Genomic DNA, 20,132 nt, shown 5'->3' with positions numbered 1-20,132 from the left:
GCTGATGGGCAAGCCTTCGGAAAACACCTACGCGGAAGGCATTTATGTGGGCTACCGCTACTACAGCACCTTCAAGGTGAAACCGGCGTATGAGTTTGGCTACGAACTGAGCTACACCACCTTCGCCTACGGCAAGCTCCATCTGAGTGCCCCCACCCTGGCGGGCAAAATCACGGCCAGCATCCAGGTGACGAACAGCGGCGAGGTGGCCGGCGAGGAAGTGGCGCAACTCTACGTGCACGCCCCCACCGGGGCCCTGGCCAAGCCCGAAATCAAGTTGAAAGCCTTCGCTAAAACCGGCTTACTAGCCCCCGGCCAGTCGCAAACCCTCACCTTCGCCCTCACCGCCGCCGACCTGGCCTCGTACAACACTGCTACCGAGTCGTGGGTGGCCGATGCGGGTACTTACACGGTGCGCGTGGGGGCCTCGTCGCTGGCCATCAAGCAGGCAGCTACCTTCCGGTACCCCAGGCCTCGCCGGTGGAGAAGAGCCGCAAGCTGCTGGCCCCCCAGGGGCCCATCACGGAAATAAGCGCGGCCGCGAAATAACCGCCCGCGCCCCGGCCCGCTCTACACCCCCGCTGGACCCAATCCGGCGGGAGCGCAGTAATTTCCCGACCGCCTAGCGAACACCCACTCTTCTGCTTCCACTTCATCTCGAACCAGTGGGTGAAGAAAAGCTCATCCCTAGCGAACACCCACTCTTCTGCTTCCACCCATGCGTCTACGCGTTTTACTTCTCTTCCTGGCGCTACTGGCCACCCGCAGCCCGGCCCAATCGCCGCCCCGGGTGCTGGCCTACTTGCAGCGCATTTCGGGCACCTACACGCTGGCCGGGCAGCACAACCGCGAGCCCAGCGCCGAGCCCACCAAGTGGACCGACTACGTGTTTCGGACCACCGGCAAGTACCCGGCGCTATGGAGCGGCGACTTTCTTTTTCAGCAGGAAAATATCGACCAGCGCTGGACGATGATTAAGGAGGCCGAGCGGCAGTGGCACCGCGGCGCGGTCGTCAATATCATGTGGCACGCCTGCCCGCCGGGCCCCGGCGAGCCCTGCGGCTGGGACCCCGGCCTGATGAACGCGCCCCTCACCGACGCGCAGTGGCAGGAACTCATCACCGATGGTACGCCGCTGAATAAGGCCTGGAAAGCCCGCATGGACGGCATTGCCGTGTACCTGCAATACCTGAAGGACCGGCACGTGGAGGTGCTGTTCCGGCCGCTGCACGAGATGAACCAAGGCAAGTTTTGGTGGGGCGGCCGCCCGGGGCCCCAGGGCACGGCCCGCCTCTACCAAATCACCCACGACTACCTGAAAAACACCAAGGGCCTCACCAACTTAGTGTGGGTGTGGGATATGCAGGACATGAGCCGCGACTTTGCCCAGTACAACCCCGGCGATAAATATTGGGACGTGTTTGCTTTCGACGTGTACGGCAAGGGCTACGACGCGTCGTGGTACGACTACATTCGTCCCATTGTGGGGCCAAAACCCATGGCCATCGGCGAGTGCGCCGCGCTGCCCACGCCCACCGTGCTGGCCGCGCAGCCCCGCTGGGTGTTCTTCATGGCCTGGGCAGAGCTGTTGAAGGAAAGTAACTCCGTCGAAGCCATCCAAACGCTCTACAACGACCCGCGCGTGCTCACGCTGGACGAGTTGCCGAAACGGTAGCCCCCCCCAGGGGGCCCACCGTAGAAACAAATACCGCCCAGCAACCAACGCAACGGAGTACTGGCCCCGGGCTACCAAAAAAGCCCCGCTGCACAGTGTGCAGCGGGGCTTTTTTGCAACCATCAAAACGGCTTAGTTACCGGGCTTCGGCAGGTCCTTCTCCTTGGCCCGGCGGCTTTTACGCTTCGGGAGCTGGTCACTTTTGTCCTTTTTCTGGCCCAGGCGCACCCGGTCGTCCGACGCGAGGCCCGGCGACGACGCATCAGGGCTGAGAGGTGCCCCCGAGGCGGCGGGCGTAGTGGTGGCCGTGGGCGGCGTGGCGGCGGGCGGCGCGGTTTGGGCCCGGGCCGCGGCCGACAGGCCCAGCACCAGGGCCCCGGCGAGCAAGAAGTTTTTCATAATCTTCAATTCAGTACCATCCTTATCCCTTGGCCGTGAGCGTTATGTAGGGAATGATGCACTCCTCCAGCGAGATGCCGCCGTGCTGGAACGTGTCCTTGTAGTAGTTCACGTAGTAGTTGTAGTTGTTCGGGTAGGCGAAAAAGTAGTCGCCGACGGTGAATACATAGGCAGTGCTCACGTTCTCGCGGGGTAGGAAAATGCGCTCCGGCTTGCGCACCACGTACACGTCGCGCGATTCTTCGAAGCCCAGGTTGCGGCCGTGCTTGTAGCGCAGGTTGGTGTTGGTGTTGCGGTCGCCCACAATTTTGTAGGGGCGCTTGCAGCGGATGGTGCCGTGGTCGGTGGTGATGATGAGCTTGCCCTTTTTCTCGGCAATTACTTGCAGCATTTCGTAGAGCGGCGAGTGCAGGAACCACGAGCGGGTGAGGCTGCGGTAGGCCGACTCGTCGGCCGCCAGCTCCCGGATCATGGCCATGTCAGTGCGGGCGTGCGAGAGCATGTCCACGAAATTGTACACGATGACGTTGCACTTATAGTTGTTGTGCAGGTTGCTCATCTTACCCAGCAAATCCTTGCCAGCCTGCAAGTTGGTCACCTTGTGGTAGCTGTGGCGGTACTTCTGGTTATTCTTCTGGAAGTTAATTTCCATGAACTCCGCCTCGTGCAGGTTCTTGCCCTCGTCGTCCTGGTCGTCCACCCACAGGTTGGGGTATTTTTTCTGAATCTCGCTCGGCATCATGCCCGAGAAAATGGCGTTGCGCGCGTAGGCCGTAGTAGTGGGCAGGATGGCGTAGTACATCTCCTCGCTATCCACCGTAAACAACTCGTTGATAATGGGTTCGAGCACCTTCCATTGGTCGTAGCGCAGGTTGTCGATGAGCACGAAGTACACGGGCGTATCGCCGGTAGCCTTCAGCGTCGGGAACACGCGCTCCTTGAACAGCTGGTGCGACATGAGGGGCGCGTCCTTGTCGTCGCCGTTCACCCAATCCTCGTAGTTCTCGGTGATGAAGCGCCCGAAATACGTATTGGCCTCATCCTTCTGCATGTTGAAAACCTCGGCCATGCTCTTGCCCTCGGTTTCGTTGATTTCCAACTCCCAGTACACCAGCTTTTTGTACACGTCGGCCCACTCGGCGGGCGAAAGGCGGTCGGAAAACTGCATCCCCAGCTGGCGGAAGTCGCGCTGGTAACCCGAGTTAGTTTTTTCGGTCACCAGGCGCTTGTTGTCGAGCACCTTTTTCACCGACATCAGGATCTGGTTAGGGTTAACGGGCTTGATGAGATAATCGGCGATTTTCGAGCCAATGGCCTCTTCCATAATGTGTTCCTCCTCGCTCTTGGTGATCATCACCACCGGCACGGTGGGGCGGATGGCCTTGATTTCGGTGAGGGTTTGAAGGCCGGTGAGGCCGGGCATGTTCTCGTCGAGGAACACCAAGTCGTATGTCTTTTCCTGAATTTCCTCAATGGCGTCGGCCCCGCTATTCACGGGGGTCACGTCGTAGCCTTTCTCCTTGAGAAACAGAATGTGGGGCTTGAGCAGGTCAATTTCGTCGTCGGCCCAGAGAATCGTGGTTTGCATAAGTAATAGGAACTAGGGCGGGGGCCCTGGAGCCCGCCGCGGGTGTTGCCGCGCGCCACAACAGCGGCCCGCAAGGAGTTAACGGCAAACGCGCCGGAATAAGTACCCGGTGCGGTGCGCAATTGCTCAGCAGTACCGAAAAACTGGCAGTTAGGTTGTTTCGACCGGGCCGGCGCGGCCGGCGCCCGGGGGGCCCAAAGGGCGGCTGCCGGGGCCCTGGCGGCGGTAGTTGGGCCGGGCGTCGTTCTTTTGTGGGGCCCATTGCGCCAGTTTTGCCTGTGAACAAGAAGAAGATTTTCAACGACCCCGTGTACGGGTTCGTCACCATTCCCACCGAGCTGCTGTTCGACCTCATCGAGCACCCGTATTTTCAGCGGCTGCGGCGCATCCAGCAGCTGGGCCTCACGGGGTTTGTGTACCCGGGGGCCCTGCACACGCGCTTTCACCACGCGCTGGGGGCCATGCACCTGATGCAGCTGGCCCTGCGCACGCTCAAAGACAAGGGCGTGCCGGTTTCGGCCGCCGAGGGCGAGGCCGCGCTGGCCGCCATCCTGCTGCACGACATCGGCCACGGGCCCCTGTCGCACGCCTTGGAAACGGCTATTTTCCAGGACGTGCCGCACGAGCAGCTCTCGCTATTTTTGATGCAGCGGCTTAACGAAACGTTCGGCGGGCGGCTCACGCTAGCCATCGAAATATTTGAGGATACCTACGGCCGGCCGTTTTTCCACCAGCTCGTGAGCAGCCAGCTCGACATGGACCGCCTCGACTACCTCAACCGCGACTCCTTCTATACCGGCGTGGAGGAAGGCCGCCCGGGCGCCGACCGCCTCATCAAAATGCTGCGCGTGGTGGACGAGCAGCTGGTGCTGGAAGAGAAAGCGGTGTACTCGGTCGAGAACTTTCTGGTAAGCCGGCGGCTGATGTACTGGCAGGTCTACCTGCACAAAACCGTGACCAGCGCCGAGCAAATGGTGATTCGCACCGTGCAGCGGGCCCGCGACCTCACCCGCCAGGGCGTGGCAGTGCCGGCCAACAGTTGCCTGGGCTTCTTCCTGGGCCAGGCCGTGACGCTGGCCGACTTCGCCGCCGACCCCAAAATCCTGAGCCGCTTCGTGGAGCTGGACGACTACGACATCTGGTCGGCGGTGAAAGGCTGGGCAACCCACCCCGACGTCGTGCTCAGCTACCTGGCCAAAAGCCTGTTGAACCGGAACTTACTGAAAATCGTGATTGCCTCCGCGCCATTCGACGACGACTTTAAGCTCGGCATTCAGGAGCTGATTGCCGAGCACTTCCGGCTGCCGCCCGCCGAGGCCGCCCTGCTCATGATTGCCGGCCGCCTCAGCAATAGCGCCTACGACGCCCGCAGCCAGGAACCCATCAACATCCTCACCAAAAAAGGCGAAGTAGTGAACGTGATGGACGCCTCGGACCTACCCAACATCCGGGCCCTGAGCCAGCGCGTCGACAAGTTCTACATCTGCTACCCGAAGGAAATAATTTGAGCCGTCGGCGGTTAGCTACCGCGGGGCCCCGCGCGCAACCGGGCCGTGGGGCCCCACGGCCCGGTTGCGCGCTGCAAAAAGTTAAAAAAACCTACTTTTGCCCGCCTATGGAATTTACCGTTCAACAAATTGCGGAGGTGCTCGGGGGCACCGTGGAAGGCGACGCCACCCGGCGCGTAACTAGCCTGGCCAAAATTGATGAAGCCCGGGCCGGCTCGCTCGCCTTCCTGTCCAACCTCAAGTACGAGCACTTCCTTTATACCACCCAGGCCTCGGCCGTAATTGTGGGCCCCGACTTAGCCCCGCGGCAGCCAGTGGCCGCCGCCCTCATCCGGGTAGCCGACCCGTATTCGGGCTTCACCAAGCTGCTCGAATTTTATGCCCAGGCCACGCGCATGGGCAAGCGCGGCGTGGAGGAGCCCGCGTACCTGGCCGCCACGGCCACCGTGGGGCCCGGGCACTACCGCGGGGCCTTCTCCTACATCGGCGAAAATTGCCGGCTGGGGCCCAACGTGCTGGTGTTTCCGCATGCCTACATCGGCGACCGGGTGACGATTGGCGAGGGCAGCGTGATTCACGCCGGGGCTAAAATCTACCCCGATACGGTCATTGGCCGGTTTTGCGTCGTCAAGGCGGGGGCCGTGGTGGGCACCGACGGCTTCGGCTTCGCCCCGCAGCCCGACGGCAGTTACCGCCCCATCCCGCAAATCGGCCACGTAGTACTTGAAGACTACGTGAGCATCGGGGCCAACACCACCGTGGACTGCGCCACCATGGGCACGACGCGGGTGGGCGAGGGCAGCAAAATCGATAACCTTGTGCAAGTGGGCCACAACGTGGAAATTGGTAAGCACACGGTTATCGCCGCGCAAACCGGCATCTCGGGCTCAACGAAAATTGGCGATTACTGCTTACTGGGCGGGCAGGTGGGCGTGGTGGGCCACATCACGCTGGCCAACAAAACCACCCTTGCGGCCCAAACCGGCGTGCACAAATCGGTGAAGGGCGAGGGCCGCATCCTCCAGGGTCGCCCCGCCCTCGACCTCAAGCAAAGCCAGCGGGTGCTGGTAGTGTTCCGCAACCTGCCCGAAATCCTGCACCGCGTCGAACGCCTCGAAAAGGCAGCAAACGCGCCGGAAAAGCCCTAGCTTTGTACCCCCTTAGTTGTTCGTTAGCAGTTGTCGGTTGTCAAAGCTTTCGGGCTACAACCCCTCCCAACTGGTAATTACCAGCTGACAACTCACCAGAATGAACGATAAGCAACACACCATCAAAGCGCCCGTGACGGTGCGCGGCATTGGGCTGCACACCGGTGTAGAGGCCACGATGACCTTCTGCCCCGCTCCCATCGGCCACGGCTACAAATTTCAGCGCGTGGATTTGCCCGGCCAGCCGGTCGTCGACGCCGACGTGGACAACGTAGTAGACCTCTCGCGGGGCACCACCATCGAGCAGAACGGGGCCCGCGTGAACACTGTGGAGCACACGCTGGCCGCCCTGGTGGGCTTGCAGCTCGACAACGTGCTGATCCAGCTCTCAGGCCCCGAGCCGCCAATTATGGACGGCTCGGCAGCCGAGTTCATCCACGCCCTGCAAAGCGTGGGCCTGGAGGAGCAGAACGCGCTGCGCAACTACTACGAAATCCCGGACACCATCCGCTACGTGGACAATGCGAGGGGCGTGGAAATTGCCGCCCTGCCGCTCTCCGACTACCGCCTCACGGTGATGGTGGACTACAACTCGCCGGTGCTGGGCTCACAGCACGCCACGCTGGCCGACATCGGGCAGTTTGCCAACGAAATTGCCAGCTCGCGCACCTTCTGCTTTTTGCACGAGCTGGAGCACTTGTATAAGTCCAACCTTATCAAGGGCGGCGACCTGAGCAACGCCATTGTGGTGGTGGACCGCGTGGTGGCCGACGAGGAGCTGAACGACCTGGCCAAAATGCTGGGCAAGCCCCGCGTGAGCGTCAAGAAAGAAGGCATCCTCAACAACGTGGACCTGCGCTACAAGAACGAGCCCGCCCGCCACAAGCTGCTCGACCTCGTGGGCGACCTCGCTCTGGTGGGCCGCCCGCTGAAGGGCCAGATCCTGGCCGCCCGGCCCGGCCACGCTGCCAACGTGGCCTTCGCCAAGAAGATCAAGAAGAAGATGCTGGAGGATCGCTCCAATCCCATACCGGCGTACGACCCCACCCGCGAGCCGGTGATGGACGTCAACCGCATCATGCAGGTGCTGCCCCACCGCTACCCGTTTCTGCTGCTCGATAAGGTGATTCACTTGGATTCGCAGATGGTGACGGCGGTGAAGAACGTGACCATGAACGAGCAATTCTTTCAGGGCCACTTCCCCGGCAACCCGGTGATGCCCGGCGTGTTGCAGGTGGAGGCCATGGCCCAAACGGGCGGCATTCTGGTGATGAACACCGTACCCGACCCCGAAAACTACTGGCAGTACTTCCTGGGCATCGAAAACTGCCGCTTCCGCAAGAAGGTTATCCCTGGCGACACCATCATTTTCCACTGCTGGCTGCTGGCCCCCGTCAAGCGCGGCATTGCCAAAATGAAAGGCCAGGCCTTCGTGAACGGCAAAGTGGTGATGGACGCCGAAATGAGCGCCGCCATCGTGCGCAAAGAGAACACCTGAAGTCAGCCGTTAGCTATCAGCCTTTAGCTGTTAGCTCATCGCTGTTGATTACTCAAAAAAGCTAACGGCTTACAGCTGTAGCTAATAGCTCAAAAAATGATTTCACCCCTCGCCCACATTCACCCCGACGCCCGCCTGGCCCCAGGCGTTACCGTTGAGCCCTTTACGACCATTGCCGCAGACGTGGAAATTGGCGAAGGCACGTGGGTGGGGCCCAACGTCACCATCATGGCCGGGGCCCGCATCGGGGCCCACTGCCAGATTTTCCCGGGGGCCGTAGTGTCGGCCATCCCGCAAGACCTCAAGTTTGCCGGCGAGCACACCACCGCCCACGTGGGCGACTATACCGTGCTGCGCGAGTGCGTGACCGTGAACCGCGGCACCGTGGACCGCGGCCGCACCGTGGTGGGGGCCCACTGCCTGCTGCAAGCCTACGTGCACGTGGCCCACGACTGCGTGGTGGGCGACCACTGCGTGATTTCGAACGCGGTGCAGCTGGCCGGGCACGTGCAGATAGGCGACTGGGCCATTTTGGGTGGTATGACGGCCATCCACCAGTTTGTGAGCGTGGGGGCCCACGCCTTTATTGGCGGCGGCTCGCTGGTACGGAAGGACGTACCCCCCTTCGTGAAGGCCGCCCGCGAGCCCCTTACCTACGCCGGGGTAAACTCGGTGGGCCTGCGCCGCCGCAACTTCTCCGAGCAGCAGGTGCTGGAAATTCAGGACCTGTACCGCATCCTGTTCCTGGGCGGGCTGAACACCCAGGAAGCCCTCGACCGCATCGAGGCCGAAGTACCTGCTTCGGCCGAGCGTGCGCTGGCCGTGGCGTTTGTGCAGGCCGCCAGCCGCGGCATCATCAAGGGCCCCGGCAAAAAAGGCCTCGACGAGGGTGCCGATTGAGCTGACGGCCACCGGCCTGGGCAAGCGCTACCAGCGCGACTGGATTTACCGGGGCCTCACGCGCACCTTTCGGCCCGGCAGCGCTACGGCCGTGCTGGGGCCCAACGGCGCCGGCAAAAGCACACTGCTTAATACCTTATCGGGCCAATTGCTACCCACCGAGGGCACCCTGGCCTACACCCTGGCCGGCCGGGCCCTGGCCGTGGAGGACGTGCCCCGGCACCTGGCTTACGCCGCCCCCTACCTCGACCTGCTGGAGGAGCTGACGCTGACCGAGCTGCTGCGCTTCCACACCCAGTTTAAGCCGCTGCGGCCGGGCGTTTCGCTGGATGGCCTCATCGGCATCATGTACCTGGAAGGGGCCCGGCAGCGGCTGGTGCGCGAGTTTTCGTCGGGCATGAAACAGCGCCTCAAGCTGGGCCTGGCCCTGTACGCCGACGCGCCGCTGCTGCTGCTCGACGAGCCCACCACCAACCTCGATGCCACCGGGGCGGCCTGGTTCCAGGAGCACGTGCGCGCCACCCGCACCGGCCGTACGGTGCTGCTCAGCTCCAACGTGCCGGCCGAGTACGCCTTTTGCGACGAGGAGTTGCTGGTGACAGATTTCCAGGCGGTACGGCCGCGCTAGGCGCGTATTTTTCTTCCCAGCCGCTGGCTGTTCCCAACTGGCAATTGCCCGCCACCACGGCACGGCTAATGCGGCTATTCTAAAAGTAATATTGCTTCCGGGGCCCCAAACCCGCTTTCTGAGGGAACTCCGTTTTGCTGCGGTGCGTATCTTCGCCGCCGTTTCTGCCTTTACCTTCCACCCTTATTTTATTCCGCCCCGGCCATGATTGACCACGACGACGACCTGGACGACGACTTGCTCGACGACGACGATACCCTCGATTCCTACGCCGCCCAAGGCGGGGCCAAGGCGTTGGGCAACCCCGAAGACCAGCTTTCGGCCAAGTACGCCGACTACCTGATGTGGCGCGACACCGGCTCAAGCCACGACGAAGCCCTGGACCTGGCCGGCATGACCGAAGCCGAGCACGTAGCCGCCGAAAACGCCGATAATGCCGACAGCGCCGAGCGCAGCGGCTTCGGCTCACTCGACGACGAAAACGATGATTTCGGCGACGATGAGGACGAGGACGACGGTTTCAGCCCCCGCGGCCGCAGCGGCCGCAGCTCCGACAACGACGATTATTAGTAGGACCCCCGTCCTACTGAGAAGCCCCGGCTGCGCTGTGCAACTGGAGCTTCTCTGTAAGACGGACCCCTAAATAAGACCTTACTTAGTGGCAAACACGCGCTTGAGCAAGTCGGTGGTGCGGGCGGCGGGGTTGCGGCGGATTTTGGCCTCTTCCTGGGCCATGAGGATGAAGATGCCGTCCACGGCCTTCTGGGTGGTGTAGGCCGAAAGGTCGGTTTGCACCGGCGTCATCAGCGGAATGCGGTTGTACTGGGTGGTCATTTTAGTGTAGGCGGCCTCGGCCCCCACCTGGCTGATGGCCGCGGTGATGTCGGGCTTGAAGGCCGCTACGAGCTGCGCCTCGGTCGATTTGCGCAGGAACTGCGTGGCCGCGTCCGTCGAGCTGCTCGTGACCAAGCCCAGCGCGTCGGTCAGGCTGATGTTGGCGAGGGCGGCCAGGAAAATGCCCTTGGCCTTGGGCGCGGCGGCCTCAGCGGCGCGGTTGAGCTGGGTTTCGAACGTCGACACCACGGTGCTCATGCCTGGGATACGGCCCAGCGTGCTCTTCATCAGCACCATATCTTCCGGAAAGGGGATGTGGATATCGTCGTTCAGGTTGAAACCGTCCTTCTCCGAGGCAAATTCCACGGCCTTGGTGACGCTCTTGTTAAGGGCATCCTTAATACCGCCGCTGGCTTCAGCCTCGGTAAGGGGCGCCACGGGGGCTGGGGCGGGCGTGGCGGCAGCCTTGGTTGCAGCTGCCTTAGTTGCCGCTGCCTTGGCGGCGGCCGTTTTAGCCGCGGCAGCTTTAGCGGCAGCAGCCTTGGCGGTGGCCGTTTTGGTGGCCGTGGTTTTGGTTTTAGTGGTTTTTTTAGTGGTCTGAGCCCGGGCGGCGGGGGCGGCGGCCAGCAGGCCAGCGGTTAGCAAAAGGGTGACAAAACGGGTAAACATGGCAATAAAAAAAGCGCGGCGGGAAAACCCGGTAGCCGGTGTGGCTGTCGTAGTGCCGGCGCGGCTGCAAAGTGACGCAATTTTCCCGCCAAATCCATTTCCTCCTCCCCCCGCAGGGCCCCGCGCCCGCCCGTTCATGCCCACTACTGCCCCCCGCCCTGCCCCGCCCGACGTTGAAATCATGACCATTGGCGACGAGCTGCTCTACGGCCAGGTCGTCGACACCAATTCGGCCTTTATGGGCCAGGAGCTGGCCAAAATCGGGCTACGCGTGCGCCAGATCTCGTCGGTATCCGACCGCGCCGACGAGATAGTGGAGGCCCTCGACCAGGCCCGGCAGCGGGCCCGGGTGGTACTCATCACCGGCGGCCTGGGCCCCACTAAGGATGACCTGACCAAGCACGTGCTGGCCCGCTACTTCGGCAGCGAGCTGGTGATGGACGCGCCCACGCTGGTTCACGTCACCGAGTTTTTCCGGCGCTACAACCGGCCTATGCTCGACGTGAACCGCCAGCAGGCCTTAGTGCCGGCGGGCTGCCAGGTGCTGTTCAACGCCGTGGGCACGGCCCCGGGCATGTGGTTTGAGGACCAGGGCACGGTGTTCGTGAGCATGCCCGGCGTGCCCTTCGAGATGAAGAAGCTGATGGCCGACGAAGTGCTGCCGCGCCTGCGCGAACGGTTCAATATCGCGCCCATCGAGCACGTGGTGGTGATGACCGTGGGCCTGGGCGAGTCGTACCTGGCCGAGAAAATTGCCGATTGGGAAGACGCCCTCCCGCCCAATTTCAAACTGGCCTACCTGCCCAGCCTGGGGGCCGTGCGCCTGCGCCTCACGGGCACCGACGACGGCCAGCCCGACCTGCGCGGCCGGATGCTGGCCCTGCTGCCGGCGCTGCGCGAGCGCGCGGGGCCCTACATTTTTGCTGAGGAAGAAACCACGCTGGAGGCCGCCATCGGCCAGTTACTGCTGGCCCGGGGCCTGACGCTGGCCACGGCCGAGAGCTGCACCGGGGGCCTGGTAGCGCACCGCATCACGGGCGTGCCGGGTAGCTCGGGCTACTTCCGCGGCAGCGTGGTGGCGTACCACAACGACCTTAAAATGAGTGAGCTGAACGTACCCGCCGAAACCTTGGCTACCAGTGGCGCCGTGAGCGAGGCCACCGTGCGGGCCATGGCCGAAGGGGCCCGCCAGCGCCTGGGCGCCAGCGTGGCCGTGGCCACCAGCGGCGTGGCGGGCCCCGGCGGCGGCACCCCGGGCAAACCCGTGGGCACCATCTGCTTTGCCGTGGCCGACGCCCAGGGCACGGTGACCCGGCAAATTAGCTTCGACCGGGGCCGGGCCCTGAACATCACCTACACTGCCCAGTCGGTGCTGGCGCTGCTGTGGCAGCGGCTGACGGGCCAAGCGTAGGCGTGCCCGTGCGCGCCTTATTTTTGGCCATGAAAAACTCGTTAGGTTATTGGGGAGCCGCCGGGCGCTGGCTCCTTTGCGCCGGGGCCCTGGCCCTGCCCGCGTGCACGCCGCCGTGCACCGGCAACATCGAAGGCACGGTGCTATACGCCAAGCCCCGGCCCGGCGGCGGCCGGCTCATCTACGTCGACGTGCTGAACCAACCGACGCTGGGCCGCAAGAAAACCTTGCTCTGGCAGGGCAAAGAATTCGGAACGTTTGGCCACGTGGTCATCATCAACGACCCGGTGAGCAAGTACGCGTCGAACCGCAGCATCTGCTTCACCACCTACCGCCCCGCCCCGGCCACGGCCGGCGACGAACTGGGAGAGGAGGACATTCCGCGGCTGACCATCGACTAACGGCTCGGCCGGGGCCCCTGGTTGGGGCCCCACGCTTTGCTACACCCGGTGCACCGTGCGCCGGGGATGAAGGCTTTCTGGCTACCTTTGCGACCTCTCTATCCCACCCCACCCCTTACCCCAATCCCCCCCCTGCACCTTATGGCACGAGTGGAAATGACGATGCCCAAGATGGGCGAATCCATCATGGAAGGCACCGTCTTAAAATGGCTCAAGCAAGTCGGCGACGCCATCGAGCAGGACGAATCGGTGCTGGAAGTAGCCACCGACAAAGTAGACACCGAAGTGCCTGCCACCCACGCCGGCACCCTGGCCGAGATTTTGGTACAGGAAGGCCAGGTGGTGGCCGTGGGGGCCCCCATCGCCGTCATCGAAACCGAAGTAGGCGCCGCGGCTTCGGCAGCTTCCAGCGCCCCGGCACCCGCCGCCCCGGCCCCCATGCTGGCCAGCGCCAACGGCAACGCGTCAGCCTCCGATGTACCCTACCTGCCCGCGCTCGACGGTCCCGACGACGCCCAGGCTGCCGACGGGGCCCCGCACATGCCCGGCCGGTTCCTGTCGCCACTTGTACTCAGCATTGCCCGCGAGGAAAAGGTGAGCCTGAGCGCGTTGGAATACCTACCCGGCACGGGCAAGGAAAACCGCGTCACCAAAAAGGACATCCTCGACTACGTGGCGGCCGGCAAACCTTCGCTGGTGCCGCAGGCTCCGGCCGCGTTGCCTACCCCAGCCGCGTCGCCTGCCCCGGCCGCGCCCGCCCCGCGCCCGGCCGCGCCCGCTGCCGTAGCGGCTCCGGCCCCCAGCGCCAACAACCAAGCCCCGGCGGCCAAGCCTGCGCCCAGCGTGAGCGGCGGCCATGAGTTGGTGGAGATGGACCGGATGCGCAAAATGATTGCCCAGCGTATGGTCGACTCGAAGCGCATTGCGCCGCACGTCACCAGCTTCGTGGAAGCCGACGTGACGGAGCTCGTAAACTGGCGCAATAAGCACAAGGATGCCTACAAGAAGCGCGAGGGCGAAAACCTCACCTTCACGCCCATTTTCATCCAGGCCGTGGCCCGCGCCATCCAGGATTTCCCGAACATCAACGTATCGGTGGAAGGCGACTACATTATCAAGAAAAAGGATATCAACATCGGCATCGCCGTGGCTCTGCCCAGCGGCAACCTCATCGTGCCGGTCATTCACAGGGCCAACCAGCTCAACCTCAACGGCCTGAGCAAGAAGGTGAACGACCTAGCCAACCGCGCCCGCACCAACAAGCTCACGCCCGCCGACCTTGAGGGCGGCACCTACACCCTGAGCAACGTGGGCTCATTCGGCAACGTCATGGGTACGCCCATCATCATGCAGCCGCAGGTGGCCATCATGGCCGTGGGGGCCATCACCAAGAAGCCCGCCGTAATTGAGACGCCCCAGGGCGACCTTATCGGCGTGCGCCAGTTCATGTTCCTGAGCCACAGCTACGACCACCGCGTGGTCGATGGCTCGCTCGGCGGCATGTTCGTGCGCAAAGTGGCCGATTACCTGGAGCAGTTCGACCCCAACACCACGATTTAATGACCGGCCCCGGGCAGCTGCGCCCGGGGCCCCACCGCCATGCGAAACATTCTCACCATTGGGTCCCTGGTGCTGGCGCTGGGCATCATCGCCTTCCTCTACCAGCAGCTGAGCAACGCCGAAGCGGCCCTGAAAGTGGCCGACCAGCGCTTTGCTGATTGCGAGATTATCACCTTTCAGCTGCAAAACCAGCTGGCCCAGCAGCAGAAGCAAGCCGGCACGGGCGTAGCGCCGCGTCCCAAGCAGTAGGCCCCACTGCCCAAAACCTAACCAAGGCCACCGTCTACCCAGACGGTGGCTTTTTTTATGGCGTGCCTGTAGCGGTTTTCAGGACCGTGTACCTGGTGCTGTAAAACGGAGTGGCACTCTCCTTCCGTGCGAACGCCAAACGGAGTACTACTCCGTTCTACCGCACCGGGCACCCTGGCCTGAAAACTGCGCGAATGGTGTACCGGGGCCCCGGCAGGTTTGCTACCATTGCGCTGGGGGCCCTATCTACTGGCGAAACGCAGTGGGCCTACCGGTGCGGCAGTTTTTACATTTAGGCCGGCTGCCTTTACTGTAGCGCTTTTGCACTGATCGAAGGCGGCCCTTGGTGCGGTTCTTTTGCTATGGGGACACGGTGGGGCCCATCCACCGTGTCCCCATAGCAAAAGAACCGCACCAAGGGCAGCTGGGTTGCTAGATTACCAATTCATTCATTGATAGTAGTTTGTGCTTGCAATCAGCCAATTTTTACCGCTGTGAGTCTGGAAAAACCGGTCTGCGAGCACCTGGTTAATTTTGAATATTATTTTTTATTTTCTCAAGAAATACGTGTGAAAGTTAATATTTTTAATTGATATATTTGTACATCTCGGCGACGCTGATTTGTCACGCAAACGGTGGCTGTTTTCGGTACCCGGGACAGTTTTTTTCATTTTCCCTCTTTTCCACTACCCATGAGAAAAATCTACTTCCGCACCGCCGTGGCTTTGCTGGCCGCGACAACCTTGGTGGGGGCGCCCGCCGGGGCCCAAACTATGCCCACCCCCAAGGGCAAAATATCGGCCAGCCTGCTCGAACTGGCCAAGCCCGCGGTGGCCACCCGCGGCCTTGCGGCAAAAGCGGGGATAAGCTCGCCGCTTCAGGCCACCAATGCCGTGCAGGTTTACAACGGCTACGTGGTAGTGCAGGCCCTGGCCACAACGCCCAGCGCCAAGCAGCTGCTAATCGATCTGCAGGCCAAGGGCTTGCGCCAAGGCACGGCCTACGGCGCGCTTGTCTCAGGCCTGTTCCCGGTTGACAAGTTATCGACGCTGGAGAACGTGCCGTCGCTACAGCTCATCCGGCCCGCTTATAAGCCGGCCCTGAACGTGGGCCGCACCACTACCCAGGGCGACCGGGCCCTGCGGGCCGACGCGGCCCGCTCCAAGTACGGCCTGAGCGGCCGGGGCGTGAAGGTGGGCATCCTCTCCGACAGCTACAACAACCTGGGCGGGGCCGCCGCCGGTGTGGCCAGCAACGACCTGCCCCGCGGCGGCGTGGAAGTGCTCGAAGACTTGCCCGGCAGCGGCACCGACGAGGGCCGCGGCATGGCCGAAATCGTGCACGACGTGGCCCCCGGGGCTGCCATTGCTTTCCATACCGCATTCCTGGGCCAGGCCGACTTTGCCCAGGGCATTGAGGACTTGCAAGCCGCTGGTTGCCAAGCCATTGTAGACGACGCAATTTATTTCGACGAACCCTTCTTCCAGAACGGCATCATTGCGCAAGCCGCGCAAAAAGTAGTGGCCAAGGGTGCGTCGTACTTCTCATCGGCCGGCAATCAGGCCCAGCAGTCGTACGAAGCGGTGTTTCGCAACTCGAAAACCTCGGTGCCGGGCATCACGGGCGAGGCGCACAGCTTCGCCCCCGGCGACGTGCGGCAGAGCATCACCATCGGCCCTGGCCGCAGCCTGTCGCTGGCCTTGCAATGGGACGACCCGGCATTTTCGGCCAGCGGCGTGCGCGGGGCCAAAAGCGACATGGACCTCTACCTGCTTTACAACGGCGTGCCCGTGTTCTCGTCCATCGACAACAACATCGGCGGCGACCCCTTCGAGTTTATTAGCATCACTAACAGCAGCACGGCCGCGGTAACCGTGGAAGCGGTAATCGTGAAATTTGACGGCCCCGACCCGACCCGCCTCAAATACGTCAACTTCGGCGACCGACCCACAACCATCGAGTACGACACGCAAAGCTCGACCCTGGTGGGCCACGCCAACGCCCCGCAGGTGGTAGCCGTAGGGGCCGCCCCGTACTTCAACACGCCGCTGTTCAACGCCAACACGCCGGTACCGGTGGTGGAGTCGTTCTCGTCGCTGGGTGGCACGCCCCTGCTGTTCAACAACCAGGGCCGGCGGCTGGGCCAGCCCCTGACGTCCAACAAGCCCGAAGTGACGGGCCCCGACGGCGGCAACACGACTTTCTTCCCGCCCTTCCCCGGCCAGGACTTCGAGGGCGATGGCTTCCCCAACTTCTTCGGTACCAGCGCAGCAGCGCCGCACGTGGCGGCCGTGGCGGCGCTGATGCTGGAGGTCGACGGCGACCTCCCACCGCGCACCGTCACGAAGTTCTTGCAGCAATCGGCCGTCGATATGGACAACCCGCTCACCCCGGGCTTCGACCGCGGCTTCGACTTCAAGACCGGCGTGGGGTTTGTGCAGGCCGACGCCGCCATCCGCGACCTGATCAAGCAGAAGGTAATCAGCAAAATCAAGCAGTTGCTGGTGGCCCTATACCCCAACCCGTCCAACGGCCGGGTGAATTTCCAGGTGGTGGCCGAGGACCAGCAAACCATCGTGCTGACGGTGCTCAACCAGATGGGCAAGGAGATATTCCGCAGCGAGGGCACTACCCAACTCGAAACCACGAAAGATTTCAGCAGCTTACCCAAAGGCTTGTACATCACCAAAGTACAGACCAGCACCAACGTAAAAACCCAGTCGCTACTGATCCAGTAGCCCCGGCGTAGGGCCCCGGGGGCCCCGCCGCGAGCCCATAAAAAAGCCGTTCCCTCAGTTGGGGGAACGGCTTTTTTTGTGGTGGTATAAAACGGGGTGGTCCAGCGGCTTTTCCGTCGTCGGACCACTCTTGCAATGACCCGGAGCCGCTGTTTCTTTTTAATAAGAGTGGCCCGACGAAGCCCTTCGGGTAATTCGCCGGACCACCCTGTTCTAGACCACCGACGGCTTTTTTATGGGGTAAACGCGGGCTACAGGGCCCCCAGGCTTTGCTCCAGGGCCCCTATTTTAGCTTCAGCGTCGGCCAGCTTTTGCCGCTCGCGCTCCAGCACGTCGGGCTTGGCGTTGGCCGCGAATTTCTCGTTACCCAGCTTTTTCTGCACCGATTCGCGGAAGCCCTGGGCGTAGGCCAGCTCCTTTTCGAGGCGGGCGCGCTCGGCGGCCACGTCAACCGGGCCTTCGAGCGGGATGAAGAACTCACTGCTGCCCTGCACGAAGCTCACCGCGCCGGCCGGGCCCGCGTCGGCAAAGTCCAGCGCTTCCAGGTTGCCGAGCTTGCGCAGCACGCCCGCGTAGGCCGTGAACAGCGCGGGCTCATCGGTTTTGATGACCAGGGCCAGGGGCTTGTTGGGGCCCAGGTTTTTCTGGTTGCGCACGGCGCGGATGCCGGCCACCACAGCCAGGGCCTTGTCCATATCGGCCAGCAGCAGGGCACTGGTGGCCGGCGGCGCGGGCTTAGGCCAGTGCGCCACGGTCACGTACTCGCGGGGGCCCCGGGCGGCCAGCTCGTGCCACAGCTCCTCCGTGATGAAGGGCATGAAGGGGTGCAGCAGCTTGAGCAGCGTTTCGAAGTAGGCCGTGGTGTAGCGCAGGGTTTCGACATCGATGGGCTGCTGGTAGGCGGGCTTCACCATTTCCAGGTAATGGGCGCAGAAGTCGTCCCAGACAAGCTTGTACACCGCCAGCAGTGCGTCGGAGATGCGGAATTTCTCGAAGTGGTCGTCGATTTCGGCCACGGCCGCCGCCAGCCGGGCCCCAAACCAGGCCACGGGCTTGTCGTGCACGAAGGGCAGGGCCGCGTCGGGGGTCCAGCCCTTCACCAGCCGGAAGGCGTTCCAGAGCTTGTTAGCAAAGTTGCGGCCCTGCTCCACCAGCTTCTCGTCATAAAGCAAATCGTTGCCGGCAGGCGCCGAAAACAGCATCCCTGTGCGCACGCCATCGGCCCCGAACTGCGCAATGAGGTCGAGCGGGTCGGGCGAGTTGCCGAGCTGCTTGCTCATCTTGCGGCCCTGGCCGTCGCGCACGATGCCGGTGAGGTACACGTTGCGGAACGGCACTTCCTGGCGAAATTCCAGCCCGGCCATGATCATCCGCGCCACCCAGAAGAACAGGATGTCGGGGCCCGTCACCAGGTCGTTGGTCGGGTAGAAATAGTTGACGTCGGCGTTGTCGGGGTCCTCAAAACCATCGAACACCGAAATGGGCCACAGCCACGACGAGAACCAGGTATCGAGCACGTCCTCGTCCTGGCGCAAGTCGCTAATTTCCAGCGCCGCGTTACCGCTCTGCTCACGCGCCAGTTCAAGTGCTTCGGCAGCCGACAGGGCCACCACGAACGAGCCGTCGGGCAGGTAGTAGGCGGGGATTTGCTGGCCCCACCAGAGCTGCCGCGAGATGCACCAGTCGCGCACGTTTTCCATCCAGACACGGTAGGTGTTCTTGAATTTGGCGGGGTGCAGGCGCACGGTGTCGTTCTCCACCACTTCCAGGGCGGGCTTGGCCATGTGCTCCATTTTCAGGAACCACTGCATGCTAAGCTTGGGCTCAATCACGGCCTTGGTGCGCTCCGAGGTTTGCACGATGCTGGCGTACTCCTCCGTTTTCACGAGCAGGCCGGCGGCGTCCAGGTCCTTCACGATGTTGCGGCGGGCCGCAAACCGGTCCTGGCCCACGTATAGCTCGGCTTTCTCATTGAGCGTGCCGTCGTCGTTCAGAATGTCGATGGTGGGCAGGTTGTGCTTCTGGCCCAGGTTGTAGTCGTTCAGGTCGTGGGCCGGCGTCACCTTCAGGGCCCCGGTGCCGAAGTCCGTCAGCACGTACTCGTCCTGGATGATGGGCACGTCGCGGCCCAGCAGCGGGATGCGCACCCGCTGCCCGGCCAGGTCGGCGTAGCGCCCGTCAGTGGGGTTCACAGCCACGGCCACGTCGGCCATGATGGTTTCGGGGCGCGAGGTGGCCACCGTCAGGAAGCGGCCGGGCTGGCCCACTACCTCGTAGTTGAGGTAGTACATCTTGGCCATCACGTCCTTCGGAATCACTTCCTCGTCCGAAATGGCGGTGCCGCCCAGCGGGTCCCAGTTCACCATGCGCACGCCGCGGTAAATCAGGCCCTTACGGTACAAGTCCACGAACACGCGCAGCACAGCCTCGGTCAGCTTGGGCTCCATGGTGAAGCGCGTGCGGTCCCAGTCGCAGGAGGCCCCGAGCTGCTTGAGCTGCTCCAGGATGATGCCGCCGTACTTGTCCTTCCAGGTAAAAGCGTGCGCCAGAAACTGCTCGCGGGTGAGGTCCTTTTTTTCGATGCCTTGCTCCTTGAGCAGGGCCACCACCTTGGCCTCGGTGGCGATGCTGGCGTGGTCGGTGCCGGGCACCCAGCACGCCTCCTTGCCCTGCATCCGGGCGCGGCGCACCAGCACGTCCTGAATGGTGGCGTTCAGCATGTGCCCCATGTGCAGCACGCCGGTCACGTTCGGCGGCGGGATTACAACGGTGTAGGGCGTCTTTTTGGGGTTGGCGCTGGCCTTGAAAAAGCCCTGCTCCTGCCACCGCTGGTACCATTTGGCTTCAACATCGGCGGGCGAGTACGTGGTTTTGGTGGGATTCATCAGTAAAGGGTATTTCGGCAAAGGTACGTTTTAGGGCCCTG

General features: G+C 62.9%; 16 protein-coding genes and 1 pseudogene. 13 read left to right on the top strand and 4 right to left on the bottom strand.

Annotation, left to right across the window (positions count from 1 at the left end):
• The first annotated feature begins 4 nt into the window (after positions 1–4).
• Together DDQ68_RS03720 and DDQ68_RS03715 are read left to right on the top strand one after the other, a co-directional pair.
• Entirely contained in the window at positions 5–532 is a 528-nt protein-coding gene (locus tag DDQ68_RS03720; RefSeq protein ID WP_109654962.1) for a fibronectin type III-like domain-contianing protein, read from the top strand.
• A 186-nt stretch (positions 533–718) separates the two neighbouring features.
• On the top strand, positions 719–1,675 hold the full coding sequence (locus DDQ68_RS03715; protein WP_109654960.1) for a glycosyl hydrolase: 957 nt from the start codon (positions 719–721) through the stop codon (positions 1,673–1,675).
• Between the two features lie 132 nt (positions 1,676–1,807).
• Here DDQ68_RS03715 and DDQ68_RS03710 read toward each other — a convergent pair whose 3' ends face one another.
• Both DDQ68_RS03710 and porX read right to left on the bottom strand, forming a co-directional pair.
• Positions 1,808–2,074 (bottom strand): hypothetical protein, encoded by a 267-nt coding sequence (locus tag DDQ68_RS03710; RefSeq protein WP_109654958.1) that lies wholly within the window; start codon positions 2,072–2,074, stop codon positions 1,808–1,810.
• A gap of 22 nt (positions 2,075–2,096) precedes the next feature.
• Entirely contained in the window at positions 2,097–3,662 is a 1,566-nt protein-coding gene (gene porX, locus DDQ68_RS03705; RefSeq protein ID WP_109654956.1) for a T9SS response regulator signal transducer PorX, read from the bottom strand.
• A gap of 278 nt (positions 3,663–3,940) precedes the next feature.
• Here porX and DDQ68_RS03700 point away from each other — a divergent pair, with 278 nt between their 5' ends.
• The 6 genes and pseudogenes from DDQ68_RS03700 to DDQ68_RS03675 all read left to right on the top strand — a co-directional run bounded on the left by DDQ68_RS03700 (position 3,941) and on the right by DDQ68_RS03675 (position 9,914).
• Positions 3,941–5,170 (top strand): HD domain-containing protein, encoded by a 1,230-nt coding sequence (locus DDQ68_RS03700; protein WP_109654955.1) that lies wholly within the window; start codon positions 3,941–3,943, stop codon positions 5,168–5,170.
• Positions 5,171–5,277: 107 nt separating this feature from the next.
• A complete protein-coding gene (lpxD, locus tag DDQ68_RS03695; RefSeq protein ID WP_109654953.1) occupies positions 5,278–6,318 on the top strand; it encodes a UDP-3-O-(3-hydroxymyristoyl)glucosamine N-acyltransferase in 1,041 nt (346 codons plus the stop codon).
• Between the two features lie 100 nt (positions 6,319–6,418).
• The gene (locus DDQ68_RS03690; protein WP_109654951.1) at positions 6,419–7,816 is read left to right on the top strand and encodes a bifunctional UDP-3-O-[3-hydroxymyristoyl] N-acetylglucosamine deacetylase/3-hydroxyacyl-ACP dehydratase; all 1,398 of its coding nucleotides are present in this window, start codon (positions 6,419–6,421) and stop codon (positions 7,814–7,816) included.
• Between the two features lie 96 nt (positions 7,817–7,912).
• Positions 7,913–8,716, top strand: a complete 804-nt coding sequence (gene lpxA, locus DDQ68_RS03685) for an acyl-ACP--UDP-N-acetylglucosamine O-acyltransferase (RefSeq protein WP_109654949.1) — start codon at positions 7,913–7,915, stop codon at positions 8,714–8,716.
• A gap of 64 nt (positions 8,717–8,780) precedes the next feature.
• Positions 8,781–9,344, top strand: a pseudogene (locus DDQ68_RS03680) (ABC transporter ATP-binding protein); the annotation flags it as partial.
• A gap of 204 nt (positions 9,345–9,548) precedes the next feature.
• Entirely contained in the window at positions 9,549–9,914 is a 366-nt protein-coding gene (locus DDQ68_RS03675) for a hypothetical protein (protein ID WP_109654948.1), read from the top strand.
• An 81-nt stretch (positions 9,915–9,995) separates the two neighbouring features.
• Here the strand turns inward: DDQ68_RS03675 and DDQ68_RS03670 are convergent, their stop codons facing one another.
• A complete protein-coding gene (locus DDQ68_RS03670; RefSeq protein WP_162549793.1) occupies positions 9,996–10,847 on the bottom strand; it encodes a DUF4197 domain-containing protein in 852 nt (283 codons plus the stop codon).
• Positions 10,848–10,983: 136 nt separating this feature from the next.
• Between DDQ68_RS03670 and DDQ68_RS03665 the strand changes: the two genes are divergently transcribed.
• From DDQ68_RS03665 to DDQ68_RS03645, 5 genes are all read left to right on the top strand, one after another.
• Positions 10,984–12,258, top strand: coding sequence for a competence/damage-inducible protein A (locus DDQ68_RS03665; RefSeq protein ID WP_109654944.1), 1,275 nt, complete (start codon positions 10,984–10,986; stop codon positions 12,256–12,258).
• Between the two features lie 29 nt (positions 12,259–12,287).
• The gene (locus DDQ68_RS03660; RefSeq protein ID WP_109654942.1) at positions 12,288–12,659 is read left to right on the top strand and encodes a hypothetical protein; all 372 of its coding nucleotides are present in this window, start codon (positions 12,288–12,290) and stop codon (positions 12,657–12,659) included.
• 141 nt (positions 12,660–12,800) lie between these two features.
• On the top strand, positions 12,801–14,219 hold the full coding sequence (locus DDQ68_RS03655) for a dihydrolipoamide acetyltransferase family protein (RefSeq protein WP_109654940.1): 1,419 nt from the start codon (positions 12,801–12,803) through the stop codon (positions 14,217–14,219).
• 39 nt (positions 14,220–14,258) lie between these two features.
• Positions 14,259–14,468, top strand: coding sequence for a hypothetical protein (locus DDQ68_RS03650; RefSeq protein WP_109654938.1), 210 nt, complete (start codon positions 14,259–14,261; stop codon positions 14,466–14,468).
• Between the two features lie 692 nt (positions 14,469–15,160).
• Positions 15,161–17,206: a T9SS type A sorting domain-containing protein gene (locus DDQ68_RS03645; protein ID WP_109654937.1), complete on the top strand. Its 2,046-nt coding sequence runs from the start codon at positions 15,161–15,163 to the stop codon at positions 17,204–17,206.
• A 251-nt stretch (positions 17,207–17,457) separates the two neighbouring features.
• Here DDQ68_RS03645 and DDQ68_RS03640 read toward each other — a convergent pair whose 3' ends face one another.
• Positions 17,458–20,091 carry a valine--tRNA ligase gene (locus DDQ68_RS03640; protein WP_109654934.1) on the bottom strand — a complete coding sequence of 878 codons (2,634 nt, stop codon included), beginning with the start codon at positions 20,089–20,091 and terminating at the stop codon, positions 17,458–17,460.
• Positions 20,092–20,132: the final 41 nt, after the last annotated feature.

This window comes from Hymenobacter nivis (assembly GCF_003149515.1).
Lineage (GTDB): Bacteria > Bacteroidota > Bacteroidia > Cytophagales > Hymenobacteraceae > Hymenobacter > Hymenobacter nivis.
Note: the sequence above shows the minus strand (reverse complement) of the source record. Positions and strands in the feature narration are given on the sequence as shown.

Excerpts from the sequence above, each read along its gene's own strand:
- DDQ68_RS03660 (WP_109654942.1), top strand. The coding sequence starts at position 12,288 with ATGAAAAACTCGTTAGGTTATTGGGGAGCCGCCGGGCGCTGGCTCCTT.
- lpxD (WP_109654953.1), top strand. The coding sequence starts at position 5,278 with ATGGAATTTACCGTTCAACAAATTGCGGAGGTGCTCGGGGGCACCGTG.
- lpxA (WP_109654949.1), top strand. The coding sequence starts at position 7,913 with ATGATTTCACCCCTCGCCCACATTCACCCCGACGCCCGCCTGGCCCCA.
- DDQ68_RS03670 (WP_162549793.1), bottom strand. The coding sequence starts at position 10,847 with ATGTTTACCCGTTTTGTCACCCTTTTGCTAACCGCTGGCCTGCTGGCC.
- DDQ68_RS03710 (WP_109654958.1), bottom strand. The coding sequence starts at position 2,074 with ATGAAAAACTTCTTGCTCGCCGGGGCCCTGGTGCTGGGCCTGTCGGCC.
- DDQ68_RS03690 (WP_109654951.1), top strand. The coding sequence starts at position 6,419 with ATGAACGATAAGCAACACACCATCAAAGCGCCCGTGACGGTGCGCGGC.
- DDQ68_RS03655 (WP_109654940.1), top strand. The coding sequence starts at position 12,801 with ATGGCACGAGTGGAAATGACGATGCCCAAGATGGGCGAATCCATCATG.
- DDQ68_RS03645 (WP_109654937.1), top strand. The coding sequence starts at position 15,161 with ATGAGAAAAATCTACTTCCGCACCGCCGTGGCTTTGCTGGCCGCGACA.
- DDQ68_RS03650 (WP_109654938.1), top strand. The coding sequence starts at position 14,259 with ATGCGAAACATTCTCACCATTGGGTCCCTGGTGCTGGCGCTGGGCATC.
- DDQ68_RS03720 (WP_109654962.1), top strand. The coding sequence starts at position 5 with ATGGGCAAGCCTTCGGAAAACACCTACGCGGAAGGCATTTATGTGGGC.
- DDQ68_RS03665 (WP_109654944.1), top strand. The coding sequence starts at position 10,984 with ATGCCCACTACTGCCCCCCGCCCTGCCCCGCCCGACGTTGAAATCATG.
- DDQ68_RS03675 (WP_109654948.1), top strand. The coding sequence starts at position 9,549 with ATGATTGACCACGACGACGACCTGGACGACGACTTGCTCGACGACGAC.
- DDQ68_RS03640 (WP_109654934.1), bottom strand. The coding sequence starts at position 20,091 with ATGAATCCCACCAAAACCACGTACTCGCCCGCCGATGTTGAAGCCAAA.
- DDQ68_RS03715 (WP_109654960.1), top strand. The coding sequence starts at position 719 with ATGCGTCTACGCGTTTTACTTCTCTTCCTGGCGCTACTGGCCACCCGC.
- porX (WP_109654956.1), bottom strand. The coding sequence starts at position 3,662 with ATGCAAACCACGATTCTCTGGGCCGACGACGAAATTGACCTGCTCAAG.